This is a genomic window from Streptomyces sp. NPDC051020 (genome assembly GCF_040683105.1).
Lineage (GTDB): Bacteria > Actinomycetota > Actinomycetes > Streptomycetales > Streptomycetaceae > Streptomyces.
This window is the reverse complement of record NZ_JBFBCG010000077.1, coordinates 12,622-32,974: the sequence shown is the minus strand read 5'-3', so window position 1 is coordinate 32,974 and position 20,353 is coordinate 12,622. Positions and strand designations below refer to the sequence as shown.

Below are 20,353 nucleotides of genomic sequence, written 5' to 3'. Positions count from 1 at the left end.
CAGCGGTCACTCCACGCTCGAATCCGCAACTCAGCCCCGACACGCCCTGCACGACCCCGAAACGATCACTCCGGAATCAAGCCGGTGGATCCGGGATGAGTCGGGCCAGTTTGGCTTCCATCCGGCGCAGCAGCCGGAAGCGCTTGTTGTACTGACGTTTCGAGATCGCGCCGAGACCCGCCGCCGTGCGCTCGACCCTGTTGAGGCGGTCCATGCCGAAGTCGTTCTGCCCGTACGATCGGCCGATCTCCTCGCCTGCACGCCGGATCACCGCCTCGATCCGGGCAGGATCATCCCCGGCGCTGTCCGGCAGTTCCGTCACGCTTGTGAACAGGCTCGTCGCTAGGGCGAGCTGGCGTTGTGCGCCGACAGGACGGGCGAACTCTTCCACCATAGAGGTATAGCCGTGCCAGAGGTTGCGCAGCGAGTGCTCGGCGGCTTTGGCGAGCGCCGCGTCGGTAGCTGTATCGAGGTCGGTGCCCTGTGCGGCGTGAAGATCCTGGATGAGACGGGCCACATCCTCAGGACGCTTGCGCAGTGTGAGTGATGCGTGCAGTTCACGGAGCAGTTGTTCGACCACGGGAGACGGCATAAGCGTCACCTTGTCATCAGCCTGACCAGGGCTCCACTGGTTATCCTTCTGCCGTGGGCACACAGCGAGTTCGAGACAGCCCGCTTGCCAGTGCCCAGCCGTTGAGGCCGCGCTGCATCGCCACTCTGCGTACTCTGCGTTGCTTGTTCCCAGGAAGACGACAGCTACGGAACAAGTGCTCTGCGCCAGTACCCAAGAAAGCTCGGGTGCTGCCTTCTCCGAACTGCTCGGGTTGTCCCGTGATCAGGTGACGGAACGATCAGTCCCCAGGGGAGGGGGTCGGTATGGGGCCGGAGAACAGCTGCGAACGGCGCGGGTGTTAGCTTCTTTCCCATGGTGGAACACCAGGACGAGACCAGGGCGGCCTACGACGGGGTCGTCGAGCTGTATGCGTCGATGTTCGCTAATCGGTTGGAGACGCAGCCGTTCGCGCGGAACATGATCGGCACCTTCGCCGAGCTGGTGCGTGGGACGGGGAACCCGCGGGCAGCCGACGTCGGGTGCGGGCCCGGACATCTGACGGCCATGCTGCACGACCTGGGGCTGGACGCCTTCGGACTCGACCTCTCCCCAGCCATGGTCGACCACGCCCGGCGGGCCCATCCGGCGCTGCGGTTCGACGAGGCGCGAATGGAGGCCCTGCCGGTCGAGGACGACGCGCTCGGCGGAGTGCTGGCCCACTACTCGATGATTCATACCCCGCCTGGGGAAATGCCCGCGCTGCTCACCGAGCAGGTACGTGTCCTGGCACCAGGGGGCCTGCTCCTGGTCTCGTTCTTCGCGACCGACGGACCGGAGCCGGTCCGCTTCGACCACAAGGTGACGCCCGCCTATAGCTGGCCGGTGGACCGGTTCGCCGAGTTGCTGGCCGGGGCCGGGCTCGTCACGGTCGCCCGGCTGCTCCACGATCCGGCCTCCGAGCGGGGCTACCTCGACGCCCACTTGCTGGCCCGCCTCCAATAGCCTCGCGCTTTCGCGTGGCAGACCGTCCGAGGCTTGATCACAAACGCGAGAAGTGCTCCTGAGCGGATGCTCCGGGCCGCCCAGGCGAAAGCGGACGCAGCGGGCGACATCGAGTGGCTGGTGTCGGTCGACGGGGCATCCCGCACACCATCCCCGAGCGGACCGACCAGGCCCGCAACCGACTCAGGCGCGGCCGCCGCGGCGGCCGGTCACCGGCGTTCGACCGCAACATCTACAAGCAGCGCAACGTGGTGGAACGGTGCTTCAACCGCTTGAAGCAGTGGCGCGGCATCGCCACCCGTTACGACAACACCGCCCGCTCCTACGAGGCAGCAGTCACCCCCGCCTCACTCCTGATGTGGGCGTGACATTTGACGACAACTCCTAGGAGCGGGTGGCGGTCGCGCAGCTGTTGCCCGTGGCCGTCGTGCCGTTACTCGTGTCGACCGGCTTGCTGCGGTCGTACGGATCGACCTGGTGGGACTCGTCGGCGGGCTGCTTGTCGGCCGCGCCGAAGGGTGGCACGAAGTAGCCAGTCGGGGCGGAGCAGCCGCCGTTGGTCATGTCCAGCGCGTACGAAACGAGGGACATCGTGCCCGGTTCGGTGATGACCTTGGCCGGGTCGTCCCAGCTCATCACCACCTTGCGCCGCACGATCGTACGGACGACCTCGGCGTCCCGCCCGCCGTCGCCCGCCGGGGTGACCGGGTACACGAAGGTGACGTCCGCCGTCACCTCGACCGCCCCCTGTTTCCCCTCCTGGTACGTGAGCCGACCGCGCGTCTTGACCACGTCACCGACCAGCCGGGACTGCTCCGGCCGGAAGCGGCTGAACAACAGCAGCGGGTCGGTCTTGTCAGTGGGCGCCGTCGACGACAGGGCGGTATGGAGATACTCCTGGACGTCCTTTTGGTGCGGGTTCAGCAGCGCGATCGCCTTCGTGGGCCGCTCGCCGCGCAACACGCGGGAGTTGAGCCCCGCGGCCACCAGGAAGCCCCGGCTCTGCCGCAGTGCCCGCTCGACCTGGGCGGCGTCCATCCAGCCGGTCGCCTTGGCCGGTGGCACCGTGATCCCTGCCGCTCCGTCGGCCCAGCGGGCGGCAGGCGAACCCCGGAAGGGTTCGGCGAGGGTGGGGTGCAGATCCGGCTCGGCGCCGGGAGCCTCCCGCGGGCTTTCCGACTCGGCGGCCAACGGCGCCCCGTCCTGCTCGCCGTCGTTGCCACCGAACCAGCCGACGACCTGCTGCGGGAAGAGCGCCACGACCAGGAGGGCCACGACCGCCACCAGCCCGGTCACGTACCAGCCTGTCCTGCGCCGGGGCCGGGCCGGTGAGTACGTACGCCAGCCTTCCGGCTGCCCGGAGCGCTCCCGCAGCTGCCGCTTCACCTCACGGGCGCGCGCCGACGGCTCCACGGGGGCACCGGCCGCACCTGTTACTGATTCACGGAGGAACCGCTCCCACTCTTCTTCGGACACGGATGACCCGTCCTGCCCCCCAGCCCCGCTCACATCGCACTCCCGTTCTCGCTCGATTGCTCGATGCCCGATGGTTCGATCGCTCGACGGTCTGATCAGTTGACTGTGCATCGGTCCATCGAGAGCCGCCCGTATGATCGCATGAGCAAGCCGCCAGCCTGCCGGGGCGGTGGGTGAAGTGTCAGGTCGCCGCGCTGTCCGCTGGCACGGGCGTGGGCGTGACATTTGACGACAGAACCTAGGGGGAATCCTGCGACAAGGAAGTGGTTCTGCGTAATCAGCGTCCTGAGACAGCACAGCTAGTGCTCTGACCGGGAAGGTTCACCGGGTTGGTGGTCGTGACGGTTGGATGTGCGGTGACGTCCGATCCGAGCGCTGGAGGCGCGGTGGCTGAGCCTGTCCATGTACGCAGGCTGACCGACCAGGAGGGGCAGAAGCTGCAGCAGACCGTGCGCCGGGGCAGCACCAACTCGGTGCGCTACCGGCGCGCGATGATGCTGCTGGCCTCGGCCGGCGGGAACCGGGTGCCTGTGATCGCCCAACTGGTCCAGGCCGACGAGGACACCGTCCGGGATGTGATCCACCGGTTCAACGAGATCGGCCTGACCTGCCTGGACCCTCGCTGGGCGGGAGGCCGTCCCCGCCGACTCAGCCCTGACGAGGAAGACTTCGTCATCCAGACGGCCACCACCCGCCCCACCAAGCTCGGCCAGCCCTTCACCCGCTGGTCGTTGCGCAAGCTCGCCGCCTACCTGCGGAAAGTGCACGGACGTGTCATCCGCATCGGCCGTGAAGCCTTACGGTGCCTGCTCCGGCGCCGCGGCATCACCTTCCAGCGCACCAAGACCTGGAAGGAGTCACCCGACCCTGATCGCGACGCCAAGCTCGACCGGATCGAGCAGGTGCTGGAACGCTTCCCGGACCGGGTCTTCGCCTTCGACGAGTTCGGGCCCCTGGGGATCCGGCCCACCGCAGGCTCCTGCTGGGCGAAGCAGGGCAAGCCAAACCGGCTGCCGGCGACCTACCGCCGCACCCACGGCGTCACCTACTTCCACGGTTGCTACTCCGTGGGTGACGACCGCCTGTGGGGCGTCAACCGCCGCTACAAGGGCACCGCCAACACCCTGGCAGCGCTCAAGTCGATCCGCGCCGCCCGACCCGACGGCGCCCCGATCTACATCATCCTGGACAACCTCTCCGCCCACACCGGCGCGGGCATCCGCCGCTGGGCGAAGAAGAACAAGGTCGAGCTGTGCTTCACCTTGACCTACGCTTCCTGGGCCAACCCGATCGAGGCCCACTTCGGCCCGCTGCGGCAGTTCACCCTGGCCAACTCCCACCACCGCAGCCACCCTGCGCAAACCCAGGCACTGCACCGCTACCTGCGCTGGCGCAACACCAACGCCCGCCACCCCGACGTACTCGCCGCCCAACGCAAGGAACGCGCCCGCACCCGCAGCGAAAAGGGCATTCGCTGGGGCGGACGCCCCCTCAACACCGCGGCGACCAACCGCGAACAGCAGCCCCCGAACGCCGACGGGGCAAGTTCAGGAGAAGGACAGCGACAGAAGGATGACTCAGGAGGCGAACGGCTCGATCTCCCCCGCGAAGACGATGACCTGGTCGATGAGGCTCCGTCGCAGATGGACGACATCCGTTCCCGCCAGGCGGGGGCCTCCATCAGGCGTGGTGAAGACCCACTGGTACCGGGCCCATTCGTCAGGCATGTCCACCGCTGAGCAGCGCACCATCGTGCCGGTCCCCGCCGGGTGGCGTCGGATGTCCAGCACGAACCGCTCGACCGCCCCGATTCCTTCGCTGCGACCCAACGGCCCCCAGAAGACCACGTCTGAGGTCAGGGCCTGGGAGAGCAGGGCAGTCACATAGCTGTCGTCCGAGGCGTTGAACGCGGAGATGAACGTGTCGATCGCGGAGCGTGCGGTCTCTTCCTGCATGCCCCAGTAATACCAGCCTTTCGCGTGCGCTCGTCCCACGAGCCGCCTTCCGATCACGGTGAACCATCCCGGTCACAGCACTAGGGCCGCGAGCAGGGGGGACGCCGTCAGCGGTGTCCGGCTGACAGGTGTCCTGGTGGAGGATCTCGTTGTAGAAGTCGCCGAGGAAGAACCTGTCGTCTTTCCAGAATGGGTCGGCCAGGGGCTCGAACAACATCGAGGCTTGCGGTGGCCGCGAGCCTGTCAGACGGTCGGCGATGACGTCCCGGAAGATTCGCCGGATCGGCGGCCCGATGACGCGACCGGTTCTCCAAGCCTCATGAAGGTCGGCACCGGTCGCGTCGTCCGGCAGGTCGTTCCGGTCAGAGGCGGTGTGCGTGCTCACGACCAACGCAGCCTACTGCTGCGAGGATCAGTCAGCTTGGCCACCCCGACAGTGCCCGTCTGGTCCGGGTCCGTCGAGGTGGTGGTGCGGGTGGCGATGTCGATGAAGGTGAGTAGGCCCAGAGGCCGGGGCGGCGCGGTGGCGCCTCACGCACCAGGCAAGGAAGGAGATGGGCCGTCATGCCGAACCGCGAGTTCTACGAGGTAGACGTCCCGATACACGACACCGCCAACTTGGCTCGCAGGGGTCTGCACGTCTTCACCGGCGAGGCGGACTCCCCCACCACGGCCCTGCGCCGCGCGCACGAGGTGTACGACGCCGCGCTCGCTGCGTACACGGCCGGACTCAAGATCCCCGGCAAGCAGCCGGACAGCTGGGGGGCGCGCGGCCTGCGGACCGGCTGGGAGATGGAGTGGCCCGCCGCGCAACCCGGCCTCTGGCACAAGCCGCTCGGCTGGCCAGCCGCAGCGACTTCGTGCTGTAGATCCGCCCGGGACAGGCGCCACGGCGTCCAACCAGCCGCCTGCCCTGGGCCCATCCCACCCCGTACGAGACGAGAGAGGGAGATCCCCAGTATGGCCTCCGTCCTGCGCGTGCCGGCCCGAATCGGGCAGCGCGCACTCTTACTGACCACCGCCGCCGTGCCGTTGGCCAGCTGGGCCGTGCACGCGGTCGCGCTGCACAAGCAGCTCGCCGCGACCCCCTGACCGGGCTCCTGCGCCGCGACTCCTACACCGCCCGCGCCCGCCGGCTCCTGGCCCGCCACGACGACGCGGCCGTGGTTCTGGTCGACCAGGACCACTTCAAGGCCGTGAACGACACGATGGGCCACGCGGCCGGGGACGCCGTCCCGGCGGCGACCACCGCCCGGCTCACCACGTGGGCGGGCACGCGCGCGTCCGTCGGCCGCCTCGGAGGCGATGAGTTCTTCTCTGAACCAAGTGATCATTTGTGTGGTCACTGATCCAGGACATCTTCATCCCTCTCGGGATATGCCGTCGTATCGGGCGGCGAGGATCGTTGCACGGTCACGCAAGGCTGCACGCAACGACTCCGGAGCGAGGACCTCGGCGGCGGTATCTATTTGCCAGATCGCCCATACCGCGTGTCGCAGGTCCTCGAATGTCACGTCTAGCCGAACCCAGCCGTCTGCTTCTGGTTCCTCGGCGCGGACGGCTCGTGCGGCGTTCAGTAGTTCTTCTCGTCGTGATGGCTTGACCCTGACGATCACGGGGATGTGGTTCTCCGAGAGGAACCGGGCGCTGCGTTCGGCCCAGATCCGGTCGAGGTCAACCTGAGGTGGACGCTCCGCCAGCTCAGGAAGTCCTTCGGCGGTCAACATGCGCGACAGCCTGTAGGTGCGGTCTTCCCCGGCCTTTGTGGCCAACAGGTAGGTGCGGTCGCGGACAGTGACCAGGCCGATCGGTTCAACGGTGTGCCAGTGAGGCGTCTTGGCGGGTGCGGCGTAGTGGAAGCGGAGCTTGTGCCCGGTCAGCACGGCGTGGCGGACCTCGCTCATCACTCCGCTGGCCATGTCCTCTGTGACTGGTCGCCGCGAGAGTAGGTCTGTCTCTGGTTCAACCAGGAACCGCCTGGCGGCTTCGTCCAGGCTGGCTCGGTGGCCTTCGGGTAGCGCATCCACCACTTTGCGCATCGCGGAGGCGAGGGCGGTGCTGAGGCCAAAGACCTTCTTGCCTCGTCCCGATCCGGCGGTGAGCAGCGCGAGCGCTTCGTCGTGGTTCAGGCCGGTCAGTTCGGTGCGGAAGCCGGGTAGCAGCGAGAACCCACCGTGCCGGCCACGGTCTGCGTAGACCGGGACTCCTGCCGTGGACAGTGCCTCGATGTCGCGCAGCACCGTACGGGCGGACACTTCCAGCTCGCTGGCCAGCTCGTCCGCGGTCATGCGGCCTCGCTGGCGCAGTAGCAGCACCAGTGAGACCAACCGGTCTGCACGCATCACTTCAGTCTTACCAACAAACATGACACAAGGTGTCGTGATTCCTTGGAAGTCTGGCTCTGCGGGCACCGAACACGGTGGCTACCAGGCTCTCCGGGTGCACGCAGTGGCAACGATAGGAGTGGCAATGGAACGAACAGCAGTCAACCCGGTGACGTGGTCGCTGGAGATGGGGTTCAATCAGGGTGAGGTCGTCTCCGGGGAGACCCGGACCCTTTACATCTCGGGGCAGACCGCGATGAGCAAGAACGGCCAGCCCGAGCACGACGGGGACATCGCGGCGCAGCTCGCGCTGGCCGCGGACAACCTCGAAGCCGTGCTCAGCGAGGCTGGCATGTCGCTGGCGAACCTCGTCCGTCTCAACGTCTACACCACCGACGTGGACGCGCTGTTCCCGCACTACGGCGTTCTCGCCGGGCGGCTGGGAGCCGCAGGTGTGGCCCCTACGACGACCATGCTCGGGGTGATGCGCCTCGCAGTCCCCGGCCAGATGGTCGAACTAGAGGGAACCGCTGTCGCGTAACGCGATCTTGCCGCTCCTGCTGCTCGTGCCGGCCCGGTCGGCACGAGCAGCAGGTGGATGGGGGTATCCGATGCCCAGAATCATGACGATCCGATCGGCGTCTACGGCTTTGACATCCCCACGGCGCGGTCGAGAGAGCCGGTGGTGGTCACCGCCGGTCAACACCCCTGATCCGGGCCCGCTTCGGCCTCAGCCCGCCGAGTCCTTCCGTGTTGGGTCCGAGCCGCCGCCGGCGGCTGCCTTCTTCGGCTTCGTCACGGCCTCGGCCACCGCGATGGGCTCGATGAGGTGGAGCGTCTCGCGGACTGCGGCAGTTGCACGGGGATCCTCGGCCGTCCTGACGCCTTCTGCCTCGGGGCCGCCACTGTCCCCACCACCTGCTCCTGCCGCCACCTTTCAGGAAGTGGCGCATCCCCCTGGAGCATTTCTTGGTCACCTGACCTATATTTGGTTTCATGAACGACGAACTCTTCTTTGACGCCGACGGACCTGTGCTCCTGGTCGGCGGATACGGCACGGTCGGCGCGGAGCTGGCACGGATGGCGGCCCCGTCATGGCCGCTGGTGCTCACGGGGCGGACCGTGCGGCGCGGACAGCAACTGGCGGACGAGACGGGCGCGGAACTGCGCACCTGGGACCTGGCGGACCCGGCACCGTTCCGGGCGCGGGTCAGCGCGGTTGTCAGCGTCGTGAACGATCCGGACGACCGGGTCCTGCGCGCCGCGATCGGCGGCGGGGTGCCGTTCGTGGACGTCACGCGCTGGACCACGCGGATGCATCGCGCGGCCACCATCGCGGCACTGGCGGGTCCGACCGCGCCGGTACTGCTGTCCTCCGCGTGGATGGGTGGCGTGACCAGCCTCGTCGCCGCCTTTCTCGGCGACCGGCTCGGCGGTGCGGACACGGTCGACGTGGCCATTCGCTGGGACCTCGGCGACCGGGCGGGCGCGGACTCGGTGGAGTTCATGGACCGCCTCGGACTGGACTACGAGGTGGTGCGGGACGGGCAGCGGCGCACGGTCATGCCGCTGAGCGACGTCCGCCGCGTCCGTATCGGGGAGTCGCTCACACGGGTTGCCAGGATCGACACCCCCGAGCAGTTCACTCTTCCTCTCACCCTCGCGGCCCGGACCGCGACAACCCGGATCGGCTTCAGCTCGCCCGCGTCCACGGCAGCCCTGCTGGCTGCCAAGCGGCTCGGGTTCTTCCGCTGGGGCCGCAGCGAGTGCTTCACCGGTGCGCGCCGCGGGCTGCTGTACGCACCGGGCGAAGGCGGCACGGCCCAACTCCGCATCGACGTCACTCACGGGGGCGACACCCTCTCCGCGACCGTGACCGATCGGGCCGGGCAGGCGCATCTGACCGCACTGGGCGCACTGATGGGGCTGCGTCGGGTACGCGGCGAAGACGGTGCCCCCGCACCGAGCGGCGTGGCCTTCCCCGAACAGCTCCCGAGTCCGCAGAGCGTGCCGTCGGACCTCGCCGCGCAGGGCGTCGACCTGGTGGTGCGCAGGGCCGTGCGCGACGAACAGGCGGAGGGCAGGGCGGCATGAGCGAACGATCCCCGGAACAGGACAAGCGCCCGCCCGCCACGACCAAGGGCGCCCAGCGGCGTGCCGCGCTCCTGGACGCCGCCGAGAAGATCCTCTTCGAGTCCGGATACGGCGAGCTGACCATGCGGGCAGTGGCGGCCACGGCACAGACGCGTCTGGGGCACGTGCAGTACTACTTCCCTTCCCGCACGGAGCTGATTGCCGCCGTCCTGCGCCGCACCCTGGACCGTTCCCTCGATAGGCTGGCCCCGTTGTTCGCCGACGCGGCCGCGCACGCGCCGCCGGACACGGAGGGGCTGATTCGTCAGCTTCTGGCTGAGCACGATGATCCGCGACTCGTCAGGGTCTACGCCGAGCTGTGGGCTCTAGCGGGCCGTGACGAAGCCGTCGCGGCGGTCATGCGCACCTTCTACAGCGATTACCAGGACCATGTCGCCGGGTTTCTCCGCGCCCGCAACCCAGCTCTCTCCGACACCGTCTGCCAGGCTCGGGCAAGGGTTTTCACCGTGCTGATCGAAGGAGCATCCCTCTTCCGGTCCGGCATCGCCGCCCACCGCACCGATGAAGCCGACGCGGAACTCATCAACACGGCCACCACTCTGCTCGACTGACAGAGTTCTCGGAAAAGCGGGGCGGTGCCGACGTCGGACGGCCCGACCGTCATCGGCCGGCTGAGGCGGCCCCGGAGGCGGACAGCATGCGGTCGGTGCCGCTGACGCGCAGTGAATCGGCCAGCTCGCTGCACCGTTCCCGGCCGGACCAGGCCGACCAGCACGGCGGAGAGGTCGGTAGCAGTGTCTGCTTGGAGTCGGCGACCGCCGTGGCGGGCCCAGTTCGTGTCCGGCCCTGCGTGGGGCGAGGTGGACAGGAACGGCATCACCGCGAGCGAGAGGGCGGCGACGATGATGCCGCGGACCGACCGCTCGGCCTCTCCGGTGCCGGCCAGCGCGCGGACGGCATCGACGGTGACGTAGGAGGCGGTGGCGGAACCGCTGAACATGGTGACGCGCCCGGCGGTGTCGGTCACGGCGGGTGTGCATAACCAGGAGCAACCGCGGACTTTTCAGCTGCGCGAACTCCGCGCAGCCCAGCAGTTCGCGCCCTGATCCAGTACCCGCCCGGCCACTCGCCCTGTCTTCCGAGGGCGGCCCCGGAAGCGGGCCTTTCCGGTCAGGTCGACGGCTCCGCGCGGGATTGGGGCTTGGCCCTGACGTGCACGCGTTCTCCCTGCGGGCCGAACAGGTTGAGCACCTCCACGGTGGACTCGCCCGTGGGGCCGAACCAGTGCGGCAGGCGAGTGTCGAACTCGGCCGCCTCACCCGGTCCCATGACCAGGTCGTGGTCGGCCAGGATGAGCCGCACCCGTCCGGACAGGACGTACAGCCACTCGTGCCCCTCGTGCGTGACCGGATCAGGCCGCTTGTGTTCCGCAGGGATGACCGACTTCCAGGCTTGCAGGCGCCCCGGCTGCGTCGACAGCGGAATGACCGTACGACCGTTGTGGACGCGGGGCTTGCAGCGGATCCGCGGGTCGCCGACCTCCGGCGCGCCGACGAGTTCGTCCAGGGGGACCTGATGGGCTTGTGCGATGGGCAGCAACAGCTCCAGGCTCGGGCGGCGCTGGCCCGACTCCAGCCTTGACAGTGTGCTCTTGGAGATGCCAGTGGCCTCGGCCAGCGCCGACAGGGACACGCCGCGCTGGGCGCGGATGCGCCTGAGGCGGGAGCCGACCTGGGCCAGCGTGGCGGCGATCGGTGATTGCTCGTCCATACCCCCATTCCACCTCTTGCGTCCCAGAAATGGCAACGGAAGTTGTCGCTCCAGCGCGGGTCTCGCACGATCGGGGCAGGAGGTTGTTCCCATGATCAATACGACGAATGACAAGAACAGCAAGGCACAGCACGGCGACGTCGACGAGGTCCACGACGTAGTGGTGGTCGGCGCCGGAGCAGCTGGCCTCAACGCCGCCCTGCTCCTCGGCCGCGCTCGCCGCAGGGCGGTGGTGATCGACGCCGGCGAGCCGCGCAACGCGCCCGCCGCGCACATGCACGGCTTCCTGTCCCGCGACGGCCTGCCCCCGGCGGCCCTGCTCGACCTCGGACGGGCCGAGATCGCCCGCTACGGTGTCCAGCTCCTCCGGGGCCGGGTGGAACAGATCGACCACGGCTACTACGTCCGCATGGCGGGCGGGGTGGTGCTCAAGGCGCGCCGCGTCCTGATCGCGACCGGGCTGCGCGACGAACTGCCCGACATCCCTGGCGTCCGCGAACGGTGGGGGAGGGACCTGCTGCACTGCCCGTACTGCCACGCCTATGAAGTCCGCGACCAGCCCCTCGCCGTCCTCGGCACGCATCCGGGAGCGGTCCACCAGGCTCTGCTCCTGCGCCAGTGGAGCGACGATGTCTTCTTCCTCCCGCACACCCTGGACCTGACCGCGGAGGACCGGGAACAACTGAAGGCACGCGGTCTGCACCTGCTCGAGGGGGAGATCAAGCAACTCGTCGTCGACGATGACCGGCTACGCGGAATCGAACTCGTCGACGGCCGCGTCGTCCCTCGCGCTGCCGCCTTCCTTTTCCCCCGCCCCGTCCCGCACGACGAACTGCTGACCCAACTGGGGTGCGACAAGGACGACGCCGGCTGGGTCGTCACCGACCGCACCGGCCGTACGAGCGTCGCGGGCGTCTGGGCCGTCGGTAACGTCGTCGACCCGCGCGCGCAGGTCGTGGCCGCGGCCGGCATGGGGTCCGCCGCTGCCTTCGCCATCAACACCGACCTGCTGGACGAGGACGTCGACCGCACCGTCGAACAGCACCGCCACGCGGCTGCTGCCACCCGGTAGCCCGCAGCGCGGCAACGCCACACCTCACTCTCCTGTCCGTACAAGTGCGATCTGTCGGTTTTGAAGCAGTGGTGTGAGACAGCTGACGTTGGAGTGTTGATGCTCGTTGGTGCCTGTTTCCGGCTGTGGGGTCACTGTCCTGAATGTGAGAGATCGATGTGGGATCGCTGTCGTGGGGGTCTATCGCATGAGGGGTGATGCTGTCTCAGTTTCGTGAGTTCTGATGCACTCGCTGGCTGGTGGTTGGTGTGCTCGGCGTGTGGATCAGGAAGAGCAGGGCCCGGCCTCGGAGCGGTCGGGTGGTGGCTCGGGTGCTGCTTTGCCGGCTGTGTCGGTTCGGGCGTTGCGGGGCCCGGCGGTGCGGTGGTTGCTGGCCCTGCGCCGGGAGGGGAAGCTCACGACTCGGCATGTGCGGTCGGCGACGCATGTGCTGGGGTGCGGGAGCGCGCGGTGTGGCGGTGGCTGGCCGCCGCCGAACGGGACGAGTCCGCGGCCCGGGCGCCGCGGGAGCGGGCCCGTTACTGCGGGAGGTTCACGGTGACCCCGGAGGTTCGGGCTCTGCTGGGGTTGTGGAAGGGGAATGTCGCCGCGGTCCATCGTGAGCTGTCCGCTCGCGCGGCCAGGGGTGAGGGTGATCCGCCGCCGTCGATTCCGACGCTGCATCGCGCGATTCGGCGGGATCTGTCGCCGGGTGAGCGTGCGGGGCTCGCTGGTGGTGAGCGGGAGGCCCGGAAACATGTCCCGGCCAACTGCTCCGGTCCCCAGGTGCCAACACACAGCCGTGCCTCCACCACCAAGACGTTCCATTCCGGCAATCTGTGCGCATGACCGACATCTTTGAGCACGCTCCGCAGGTCTGGAATGCGGCACAACTGCGTGAAGCACTCAAGGACATCCGCGACGACGTGCCCATCCACATCGGCGTAGCACCCGATCCTGGCGACTTCGACGGATACCACCCGGGCGTGCTGGTGGGCGCCGATCAGGTGGAGGTGTGCTGGCCAGCCACCAGAACTGCTCCGGAGCGCACCGAGACGGAGCAGGCGTTGACGCTGTTTGCCGACTGGGAACCAGGAGCGTACGACCGTCTGGGCTGAGACTGAGGTTTCCGTCCAGAGTGCCGCAGCACGGTCCGCTCGCCTCATCGGACCTCGCTCTCGCCCTGACGATCTCCAGCATCAACCTGCATGCCTTCGGGCGGTTGCCTTCCGGCGCGCTGCACACTCCTGGGCAGCGAGTATGTCCTGCACGCCCTGCTCGCTGACAGGGCGGCAGGGCATACGGCCCGTGCCCGTTCGCGCGCTGCAAGGGACCGACCCACCGTGAGCACCCCGCTCACAGCCCCTGGCACCGGAAACTCTGAACGATGTACAGCGTCAGCCGAGCAGCGCAGTTGCTTCGACTTCTACGAGCACATCCGGCTCGAAGAGGTACTCGACACCGATCAGAGAGGCCGGCGGCATGGGGAGCTGGAGCCCGATCTCGTCGGCGACGGCCTCCACACCGGCCATGAGGTCGCCGATTTTCTCCGGGCTCCATCGGGTCACGTAGAACGTCAGGCGCAGCACGTCTGCGAACGAAGCGCCCGCGCCGGCCAGCCCGATGGCGGTGTTGCGCAGTGCCTGGTCGACCTGCCCGGCCAGGTCGTCGGGTGCGACCGGAGTCCCATCGGCCCGGCGTGCGACCTGCCCACTGACGTGGATGTGTGTCGCGCCGGTGCCGACGGCCACGTGGTGATACGGAGCCGGTTGCAGCATGCCTTCCGGCGTGAAGTGCTGGACAGCCATCAGTGTTCTCCCTCTGAGCTAGGTATCCGTAAGCTACTTAGTGGAAGAAGGACACTTCAACGAGACCAGGTTTCTCCATGGATACCGAGGACGAATTCCTCATCGGCCCTTCGCATCGCGAACTGCTCGACCAGGTCCTCGACAATCGGTCGCTCAGCGTTCTCAGCGAACTGTGCGAACGCCCGTGCCGCTTCAACGAGTTGCGCCGAGCCATACCGCAGATCACGCAGAAGTCGCTGACCGCGACACTTCGGCGACTCGAGCGAAACGGCGTGATCGAGCGCGAGGTCGTCTCCACCCGCCCGGTGGCGATCAGGTATCGGATCACGCCACTCGGCAAGACCCTGCGGCCTCCCATCGACGTGTTGCTGGCGTGGGCCTCGGAGAACATGCCCGCTATCACACGCGCCCGCGAAGCCTTCGACACGCGGGAAGAAGCAAGCCGCTGAGTCTTCCCCCGCCCTGGCCGGCTGCGGAGGAACAGAACCCGGCGGCCGCTTCAGTTCGCACGAAGAATTGAGACCTTGCCCGGGCGGTCCCGTCACCTTGCGGCGCCCCGGCCACCGCACACAGTGATCCCACGCACCGATGGCCCACCAAACGTAACGGCCCACGAATGGAGGCGGTGCGGCGTCGTCGACCGAGCAGCTGCCCGTGACCGCATGCCTGATCGGTTTGCCCCGCGGGCAGGTCGCCGCCGGGCCACTGTCGGACCAGCTCGGGCGCCGGCCTCAGAGGCTGTTCGGGGTGGTCGCGTACATCGTCGCCGCGGTGCCGTGTTCGCTCAGCCCAGGCATCAAGGCGCTGTCGGCCGGATTCACAGCCGGCCGCCGGGCCGATTCTGAGCATCGGAGTTGTCCAGCCGGACCAGGTAGGGCGCTCAGTCACACCTGGCGAGTCCCTCGGACAGAGCAGAGCGATCCAGCCCGGACAGATATCGCGGTGTCACCCGAGACGGAGGCATGCTCTCTGCTTCGAGTTCTTGAGCTGGGTGCAGATCAGCGTCCCGGCCGGCAGCTTCGGTCCCCCGGATCTGCCGCTGCGCCACAGAGTCTCGACCGCGACGCCGGGGGCGTTGCTGCCGTCACCGCCTGCCATGCCGGCTCATCGTCGTAGTCGGTCCTGATGATCAAGGCGGCAAACTCGTCACGTCCGACAACCTCAGGCAACACGTCGGTCCGAACGAGCCGACCACCAGCAGGCGGTAGTCGGCACGCGCGATGTGGTCGGCACATGCCGGTTGGAGTAGCACCACCATGGCGCAGTTGAGCAGCATCACCCAGCCGAGGACCTGGAGGTTGGACACCCCGGCCGCGTACAGGCCCATGAAGCTCTGGAAGAAGAAGTAGAGGTAGAAGGCGAGGGCGGTGAAGAGGACCGGGCGGAGCGCGCCGCGGAGCGCCGCCCGCCTCCCGGTGGCCACCTCGGTTCCGGTCGCCGCCGGGGCCGCGGCCGGCCGACGCTCGACCGGCTTCAGGGCGGCCTGGTGGGCCGCGGTGATCAGTGCGAAGAGCCCGGCGAGACCGATGAGCAGCAGCACCGGGTCGGCGTCGATCAGCAGCACGGCGAGCAGCGGCCCGAGCCCCATGCCCGCGTTGAGGGCGGCACTGCTCACCCCGAGGAAGAGCGGGCGCGGTGCGTCGGAGACGCTGGTGACGATGTACGCCTTGTTCGCCGGGAGGTACAGCGCCGGACCGCCCGCTACGAGGATGACAGCCGGGTACGCGGCCGAGGGCACCCTGACGGCCAGGCCGAACAGGACCAGGCCGGCCGTGCGCAGGGTGAGCGCGAGCACCATGGTCCGCTTGAGCCCGAGCCGGTCGACGACCGGGCCGCCGAGGATGCTGCCGCCGAACTGGATGAAGGTGGCCACCGCCACCAGGACGCCTGCCACCCGGATGTCCAGGCCGACAGCCTCGACCATGAGCACCCCGATGAACGGGGTGACCATGTTGCTGCCGAGGGCGACGACGAAGGACAGGCCGATCAAGGCCTTGAGGTCGGCCGGCAGACCGGTGAAGGTCCGCCATTTCGCGGTGAGCCTGTCGCCGCGGCGTCCCGCGCTCACGGTGAGCTGCTCTCGCCGGTGGCATCGCCGGCCGCCTCGCCGGTGGCCACCGGCCGGTCGGAGAACAGGCCCCACTCACTCCACGAGCCGTCGTACACGGCGAGATCGCGGTAGCCGGCCAGGGTGGCCCCGAGCGCGAGGACGCAGGCGGTGACCCCGGAGCCGCAGCTGAAGTACAGCTGCTCGCGATCCCCCGCCGCGGCCTCGAACGCCGTGCGCAGCTCGTCCGCCGGTCGCATCACGCCGCCGTCCCGCTGGAGCTCCCCGAAGGGAAGGCTGGCGGAACCCGGCATGTGGCCGCCGCGTAGGCCCAGGCGCGGCTCGGGCGCGGTGCCGGCGTACCGCTCGCGGGTGCGTGCGTCGAGGACGGCGGCGGCCGGGTCGGCGAGGGCGGCGGTGACGGCGTCGGCATCCACGATCAGGCCGGGCTGGGGCCGGGCGGTGAAGGTGCCGCGCGGGCCGTCGTACGCAGCGGGCACGGGCTCGACCGGGTGGCCGGCCGCGGTCCAGGCGGGCAGGCCGCCGTCGAGGACGGCGACCCGGTCGAAGCCCATGGCGCGCAGCATCCACCAGGCGCGGGCGCTGGAGTAGATGCCCTGCGCGTCGTAGACGACGACTGTGTCGGTGTCGTGCACGCCGAGCGCGCACAGGGCCTCGGTGAACTTCTGGGCGCCGGGCATGGTGTGCGGCACGGCGAAGGTGTGGTCGGACAGTTCCCCGTCGAGGTTGAAGGGCCGGGCCCCGGGGATGCGCGCGGCCGCACCCCGATGGGCGCCGACGGAGGCGTCGAAGAGGACCACGCCCGCCCCGCGCCGCGCGGCCAGCCAGTCAGTGTCGACGAGCGGGCCGGGCAGCCCTGCGGCAGCGGTGGTGGGGGATGTCGTCGCGCTCATGCGGTACCTCCGGAGGAATTGGCGGGCCGCCACCGGGTGTTGTCGGAGAACCAGTCCGCCACGCGTTCGAGATTGGCTGCCACATCCTCCTCCGTATCCCCGTCGACCACGTAGCCGGCCAGGAACAGCCCCGACTTGACCCCGCCGTGGTACTCCCGTGTCCATCACACACCCACCCGCGAAGCCTGCCGTCGGCCGGGGCCTCCACCATCAGCAGGGGGTGACGGTGGAGGCGTCCAGGGTGACGCCGAGTTCCTCGCGGATCTCGCGGACCAGGGTCTGCCCGAGGGTCTCGCCGGGCTCGGGCTTGCCGCCGGGCAGGTAGAACCGGTCGCGGCCGTGGGAACGGGCGGTCAGGAGCTGGCCCTCGTCCACGCCCTCAAGGACGAACAACTAGCCCTGCTCAGCGGCGACTTCGCCACCCGCAGCCACATCAACGCCTACTTCACCCGCCACCGGGCCGCCCCACGCATCACGGTCGAGGCCAACTCCATCCAGGCCCTCACCGAGATCGTCCAACGCACCGGCCTGGCCACCGTCCTGCCCGACGCCATCACCCACGACCACCCCCACCTCACCCCCATTCCCCTCGACCCGCCCCTGCCCACCCGCACCGTCACCCTCCTGCACCGCGAGGGCGCCTACCGCAGCGCCGCCACCCGCGCCTTCACCCAGCTCACCCACGACCTCGTCCGCACCCGCGGCTACACACCCGCTCCCTAGCCCGCCGGACCAGCCGATGAAACGCGCATCCGCCCCTGCCGGGAGGCACGGCACGGGCAAACGGCGGGTCGGCTCCTCCACGAGCCGTCCGTCCGCCTCGGCCTGCTCATCAGTCAGAAACTCCACCGGCACGACCGGACCGTAGCCAGCGCCGCCGCCCGTCCGGCGAGCTCTCCGCGAATCCCAGCGGCAGCCATGCCTGGCCTGCTGGCCGACCATGATCGATCTCACCGGGATTTCCTGTACCTCCACTACTCACACCCGGAGCAGCTGCAGTCTGCGGCCATCCACCGCGTCGGGGACCCGGCTGTGTCCGGCTTGCGGATTTCCAGGTCTCCAGAGACCGCGACGCCATCGACCAGGTCAGCGAGGCCGGTCGCGGCGAGCTTGACGCGCTGGATGTCGCCGGCGCCGTTGGTGACGATGCCGATCGTCCACGCGGACGCGCACAAGTGGGGGGTACGGGACCTGAAGGACGAAGTGGTTGACCGGCGACGCAACTTGTGAACAAAGCCACGACGCTGGACGTCGCCGTGCTGAGCGTCCCACTCCTGGATGACCGCGTGCAGCATGGCGGCGATCTCGCCGGTTCAGTCCAGACGGTCGTATGCGCCCGGCTCCCAGTCGGCGAACAGCGTCAGCGCCTCAGCTGTCTCGGTACGCTCCGGCGCCGTGGAGGTGGCCGGCCACCAGTTCTCCACCTGATGCGCGTCCACGAGGACGAATTCCCGGTATCCGTCGAAGTCGCCGGGGTCGTCTGCCACGCCGATGTGGATGGGTGCGTCATCGGGCAGGTCTCTGAGTGCGTCGCGCAGCTGCGCGGCGTTCCAGACCTGCGGGGTGTGCTCGAAGACGTCAGTCATGGGCACAGAGTGCCGGACCGGGCCGCGTTGCCGGTGAAGACACGGCTGTGCCCCGGGCCAGAGCACTGATCCGGAGCACGTTGCCACCTCAGCAGAGCGATCCGTTGACGCTTTTCACCCTCAACGACATCGGACACGCAGCGGCAAAACCGTCGCAGGCCTTGCAGGTCAACCAGTGTTCGACCTTCGACGGGCACAGGCGGGGAGCGGTCATAGGCATGTCATGCTGTGTCGTCGAGTAGCTGAGTGCGATGCTCACTGCAGAACCCGTTTCTTCCGGAAGCCAGCGCGGCCCGTCCGGCGCCTGCACCCCATGCGAACTCGGGACTTCGGTAAGCGGCGACAGCGCGACCGCAGTCCGGCGCAGCGCCAGCCGAAGGGCGCCCGCCGCGTGGCTCCTGCGGCGAATGCGGCTGCAGGATCTTCTTGACGGGCTGGGCCCTCACCGACGAGCCGTGCAAGCTGTGTCGAGGGGAGGCTGCAGACATCGCGACCGCCGTCGGCTCCCAGGAGCAGCAGTCCGTGACGTGCGCAGGCAGCAGACCAGCCCGTACGCCAGGGCGTAGCGCGACGTCGCTGCGAGCGCCGACCGAGCCGTCATGGTCGGGGCGCCTATGGGCCTCCGTCCACGTCTCCGCTCGCACGGTGCGCAGCCCCGACCACAGCTGGTCGGGCGTGTGGCCGCGTGTCCGAGATGACAGCGAATTCCCGGCCCGGCCGGGGGTCTCAGGGGGTGGCCGCGTATTCGGTGAACTGGCCGCAGGTCTGGAATCCGAGACGGCGGTAGACGGGTTCTCCGTCCGCGGACGCCTGCAGGACCGCGGTGCGGTAGCCCTCGTTGTAGGCCGTGCGCAAGGTGGCCAGGGTGACGGCTCCGCCGTAACCGCGGCGGCGTTCGGAAGCGAGGGTCGCGATGTTGTAGATTCCGGCGACACCCGCGAAGAGAAAGACCTCGGCCGAGCAGACCGGTCGACCGTCCACGTATCCGATGAGGTAGCGCGCGGGGCAGTCGGGCGCCAGAGCCCACTCGGTCGCATCGGTGTAGAAGCGGCGAACCGTGGCGGCCGGCGGGTCCCAGTTCGCGGCCAGGATCATCGCGTACTCGGCGAGCTGTTCGGGAGTCGTCACGAGACGGATGTCCAAGCCGTCGGCGTATGGCTCCAGTGGGGTGGTGCGCAGGTCCATCCACATGCCGGTCTCGGTCTCGGACGCCTCGAGGCCGGCGCCGGTCAGGAACACGGCGATGTCCGGGGGCGTGGTGGCGGGGCCGACCCACCAGGAGAAGGGCCGGCCTGTCGCGGTCAGCGCCCGGACGGCCTCTGCCACCCTGTCGGGAGCGGTGTCGTTGGTGAAGCGCGCCGCCGCCACGATGTTGAAGGTGTCGTCGTCGAGCCCGCTGTCGGCGATCACGAGATCGGCTGTCTCGGTGACGGTTGAGTGCTTCATGTGGCGGTGCAGGTGGCAGGCGCGTTCGGCCAGGTTCTGCTCCATCCTGCCCAGCAGATCGGAATCATCGGACACAGTTTGTCTCTTCCCATTCATGCCCGACACGATCTCATCCGAAAGAGGGCTTGCCGAGGCGTTTTCACGTTGTTGGGTGTGTGGGTGTCTGACGGTGTGTCGAGGTGTGGTGGGGCCGAGTGTCGGCCCTGGGCTCAGGCCGCGGCGGGCCGACCGGCTCAGAACGTCCTCTCAGGCCCAGGGTGTCTCAGGCGGCGCATCTCCGTAGACGAGACGCGTTCGCCGCCGATAGTTCGGGGAGCCGAAGAAGGA

At 68.8% G+C, this 20,353-nt stretch carries 20 protein-coding genes and 5 pseudogenes; 11 read left to right on the top strand and 14 right to left on the bottom strand.

Features of this window, described 5'->3' with window-relative positions:
- Positions 1 to 76 precede the first annotated feature (76 nt).
- Positions 77 to 580: a hypothetical protein gene (locus AB0N06_RS30745; RefSeq protein ID WP_366137967.1), complete on the bottom strand. Its 504-nt coding sequence runs from the start codon at positions 578 to 580 to the stop codon at positions 77 to 79.
- A 345-nt stretch (positions 581 to 925) separates the two neighbouring features.
- On the opposite strand from AB0N06_RS30745, the gene AB0N06_RS30740 reads away from it, so the two are divergent.
- Positions 926 to 1,555: a class I SAM-dependent methyltransferase gene (locus AB0N06_RS30740; RefSeq protein ID WP_366137966.1), complete on the top strand. Its 630-nt coding sequence runs from the start codon at positions 926 to 928 to the stop codon at positions 1,553 to 1,555.
- A 113-nt stretch (positions 1,556 to 1,668) separates the two neighbouring features.
- Positions 1,669 to 1,923 carry a transposase gene (locus tag AB0N06_RS30735; RefSeq protein WP_366137965.1) on the top strand — a complete coding sequence of 85 codons (255 nt, stop codon included), beginning with the start codon at positions 1,669 to 1,671 and terminating at the stop codon, positions 1,921 to 1,923.
- Positions 1,924 to 1,939: 16 nt separating this feature from the next.
- Here AB0N06_RS30735 and AB0N06_RS30730 read toward each other — a convergent pair whose 3' ends face one another.
- On the bottom strand, positions 1,940 to 3,031 hold the full coding sequence (locus AB0N06_RS30730; RefSeq protein WP_366137964.1) for a hypothetical protein: 1,092 nt from the start codon (positions 3,029 to 3,031) through the stop codon (positions 1,940 to 1,942).
- Between the two features lie 386 nt (positions 3,032 to 3,417).
- On the opposite strand from AB0N06_RS30730, the pseudogene AB0N06_RS30725 reads away from it, so the two are divergent.
- A pseudogene (locus tag AB0N06_RS30725) lies at positions 3,418 to 4,536 on the top strand (IS630 family transposase); the annotation flags it as partial.
- Between the two features lie 72 nt (positions 4,537 to 4,608).
- Here AB0N06_RS30725 and AB0N06_RS30720 read toward each other — a convergent pair.
- Complete coding sequence (locus AB0N06_RS30720) at positions 4,609 to 4,986, bottom strand: hypothetical protein (RefSeq protein ID WP_086831186.1); 378 nt, start codon at positions 4,984 to 4,986, stop codon at positions 4,609 to 4,611.
- Between the two features lie 960 nt (positions 4,987 to 5,946).
- Between AB0N06_RS30720 and AB0N06_RS30715 the strand changes: the two are divergent.
- A pseudogene (locus AB0N06_RS30715) lies at positions 5,947 to 6,299 on the top strand (diguanylate cyclase); the annotation flags it as partial.
- Positions 6,300 to 6,347: 48 nt separating this feature from the next.
- Here AB0N06_RS30715 and AB0N06_RS30710 read toward each other — a convergent pair.
- Positions 6,348 to 7,328, bottom strand: a complete 981-nt coding sequence (locus AB0N06_RS30710; protein WP_366137969.1) for a WYL domain-containing protein — start codon at positions 7,326 to 7,328, stop codon at positions 6,348 to 6,350.
- A gap of 127 nt (positions 7,329 to 7,455) precedes the next feature.
- On the opposite strand from AB0N06_RS30710, the gene AB0N06_RS30705 reads away from it, so the two are divergent.
- The 3 genes from AB0N06_RS30705 to AB0N06_RS30695 all read left to right on the top strand — a co-directional run bounded on the left by AB0N06_RS30705 (position 7,456) and on the right by AB0N06_RS30695 (position 10,015).
- The gene (locus tag AB0N06_RS30705; RefSeq protein ID WP_366137963.1) at positions 7,456 to 7,851 is read left to right on the top strand and encodes a RidA family protein; all 396 of its coding nucleotides are present in this window, start codon (positions 7,456 to 7,458) and stop codon (positions 7,849 to 7,851) included.
- Between the two features lie 455 nt (positions 7,852 to 8,306).
- A complete protein-coding gene (locus tag AB0N06_RS30700; RefSeq protein WP_366137962.1) occupies positions 8,307 to 9,404 on the top strand; it encodes a saccharopine dehydrogenase in 1,098 nt (365 codons plus the stop codon).
- Complete coding sequence (locus AB0N06_RS30695) at positions 9,401 to 10,015, top strand: TetR family transcriptional regulator (RefSeq protein ID WP_366137961.1); 615 nt, start codon at positions 9,401 to 9,403, stop codon at positions 10,013 to 10,015. Before AB0N06_RS30700 ends, AB0N06_RS30695 begins: the two co-directional genes overlap by 4 nt.
- 172 nt (positions 10,016 to 10,187) lie before the next feature.
- On the opposite strand, the pseudogene AB0N06_RS30690 reads toward AB0N06_RS30695, so the two are convergent.
- Both AB0N06_RS30690 and AB0N06_RS30685 read right to left on the bottom strand, forming a co-directional pair.
- Positions 10,188 to 10,413, bottom strand: a pseudogene (locus AB0N06_RS30690) (cation transporter); the annotation flags it as partial.
- Between the two features lie 161 nt (positions 10,414 to 10,574).
- Positions 10,575 to 11,174: an XRE family transcriptional regulator gene (locus tag AB0N06_RS30685; RefSeq protein ID WP_366137960.1), complete on the bottom strand. Its 600-nt coding sequence runs from the start codon at positions 11,172 to 11,174 to the stop codon at positions 10,575 to 10,577.
- 91 nt (positions 11,175 to 11,265) lie between these two features.
- Between AB0N06_RS30685 and AB0N06_RS30680 the strand changes: the two genes are divergently transcribed.
- Positions 11,266 to 12,246 carry an NAD(P)/FAD-dependent oxidoreductase gene (locus AB0N06_RS30680; protein WP_366137959.1) on the top strand — a complete coding sequence of 327 codons (981 nt, stop codon included), beginning with the start codon at positions 11,266 to 11,268 and terminating at the stop codon, positions 12,244 to 12,246.
- Between the two features lie 824 nt (positions 12,247 to 13,070).
- Positions 13,071 to 13,343 carry a DUF6225 family protein gene (locus AB0N06_RS30675; protein WP_366137958.1) on the top strand — a complete coding sequence of 91 codons (273 nt, stop codon included), beginning with the start codon at positions 13,071 to 13,073 and terminating at the stop codon, positions 13,341 to 13,343.
- Between the two features lie 279 nt (positions 13,344 to 13,622).
- On the opposite strand, the gene AB0N06_RS30670 is transcribed toward AB0N06_RS30675, so the two are convergent.
- Positions 13,623 to 14,033 (bottom strand): RidA family protein, encoded by a 411-nt coding sequence (locus tag AB0N06_RS30670; RefSeq protein WP_366137957.1) that lies wholly within the window; start codon positions 14,031 to 14,033, stop codon positions 13,623 to 13,625.
- Positions 14,034 to 14,110: 77 nt separating this feature from the next.
- Here AB0N06_RS30670 and AB0N06_RS30665 point away from each other — a divergent pair, with 77 nt between their 5' ends.
- Positions 14,111 to 14,482 carry a helix-turn-helix domain-containing protein gene (locus AB0N06_RS30665; RefSeq protein WP_366137956.1) on the top strand — a complete coding sequence of 124 codons (372 nt, stop codon included), beginning with the start codon at positions 14,111 to 14,113 and terminating at the stop codon, positions 14,480 to 14,482.
- 496 nt (positions 14,483 to 14,978) lie between these two features.
- Here AB0N06_RS30665 and AB0N06_RS30660 read toward each other — a convergent pair whose 3' ends face one another.
- The 4 genes from AB0N06_RS30660 to AB0N06_RS30645 form a co-directional block, all read right to left on the bottom strand.
- Positions 14,979 to 15,131 carry a hypothetical protein gene (locus tag AB0N06_RS30660; protein ID WP_366137955.1) on the bottom strand — a complete coding sequence of 51 codons (153 nt, stop codon included), beginning with the start codon at positions 15,129 to 15,131 and terminating at the stop codon, positions 14,979 to 14,981.
- A 31-nt stretch (positions 15,132 to 15,162) separates the two neighbouring features.
- A complete protein-coding gene (locus AB0N06_RS30655; protein ID WP_366137954.1) occupies positions 15,163 to 16,101 on the bottom strand; it encodes an MFS transporter in 939 nt (312 codons plus the stop codon).
- Positions 16,098 to 16,994: a sulfurtransferase gene (locus AB0N06_RS30650; protein WP_366137953.1), complete on the bottom strand. Its 897-nt coding sequence runs from the start codon at positions 16,992 to 16,994 to the stop codon at positions 16,098 to 16,100. Before AB0N06_RS30650 ends, AB0N06_RS30655 begins: the two co-directional genes overlap by 4 nt.
- Before the next feature lie 210 nt (positions 16,995 to 17,204).
- On the bottom strand, positions 17,205 to 17,369 hold the full coding sequence (locus AB0N06_RS30645; RefSeq protein WP_366137952.1) for an NUDIX domain-containing protein: 165 nt from the start codon (positions 17,367 to 17,369) through the stop codon (positions 17,205 to 17,207).
- 15 nt (positions 17,370 to 17,384) lie between these two features.
- Between AB0N06_RS30645 and AB0N06_RS30640 the strand changes: the two are divergent.
- Positions 17,385 to 17,717: pseudogene (locus tag AB0N06_RS30640) on the top strand (LysR substrate-binding domain-containing protein); the annotation flags it as partial.
- A gap of 311 nt (positions 17,718 to 18,028) precedes the next feature.
- Here the strand turns inward: AB0N06_RS30640 and AB0N06_RS30635 are convergent.
- The 3 genes and pseudogenes from AB0N06_RS30635 to AB0N06_RS30625 form a co-directional block, all read right to left on the bottom strand.
- Positions 18,029 to 18,169, bottom strand: a pseudogene (locus tag AB0N06_RS30635) (HAD family hydrolase); the annotation flags it as partial.
- A gap of 138 nt (positions 18,170 to 18,307) precedes the next feature.
- Positions 18,308 to 18,580, bottom strand: a complete 273-nt coding sequence (locus AB0N06_RS30630) for a DUF6225 family protein (protein WP_366137951.1) — start codon at positions 18,578 to 18,580, stop codon at positions 18,308 to 18,310.
- A 726-nt stretch (positions 18,581 to 19,306) separates the two neighbouring features.
- Positions 19,307 to 20,071 (bottom strand): GNAT family N-acetyltransferase, encoded by a 765-nt coding sequence (locus AB0N06_RS30625; protein WP_366137968.1) that lies wholly within the window; start codon positions 20,069 to 20,071, stop codon positions 19,307 to 19,309.
- Positions 20,072 to 20,353: the final 282 nt, after the last annotated feature.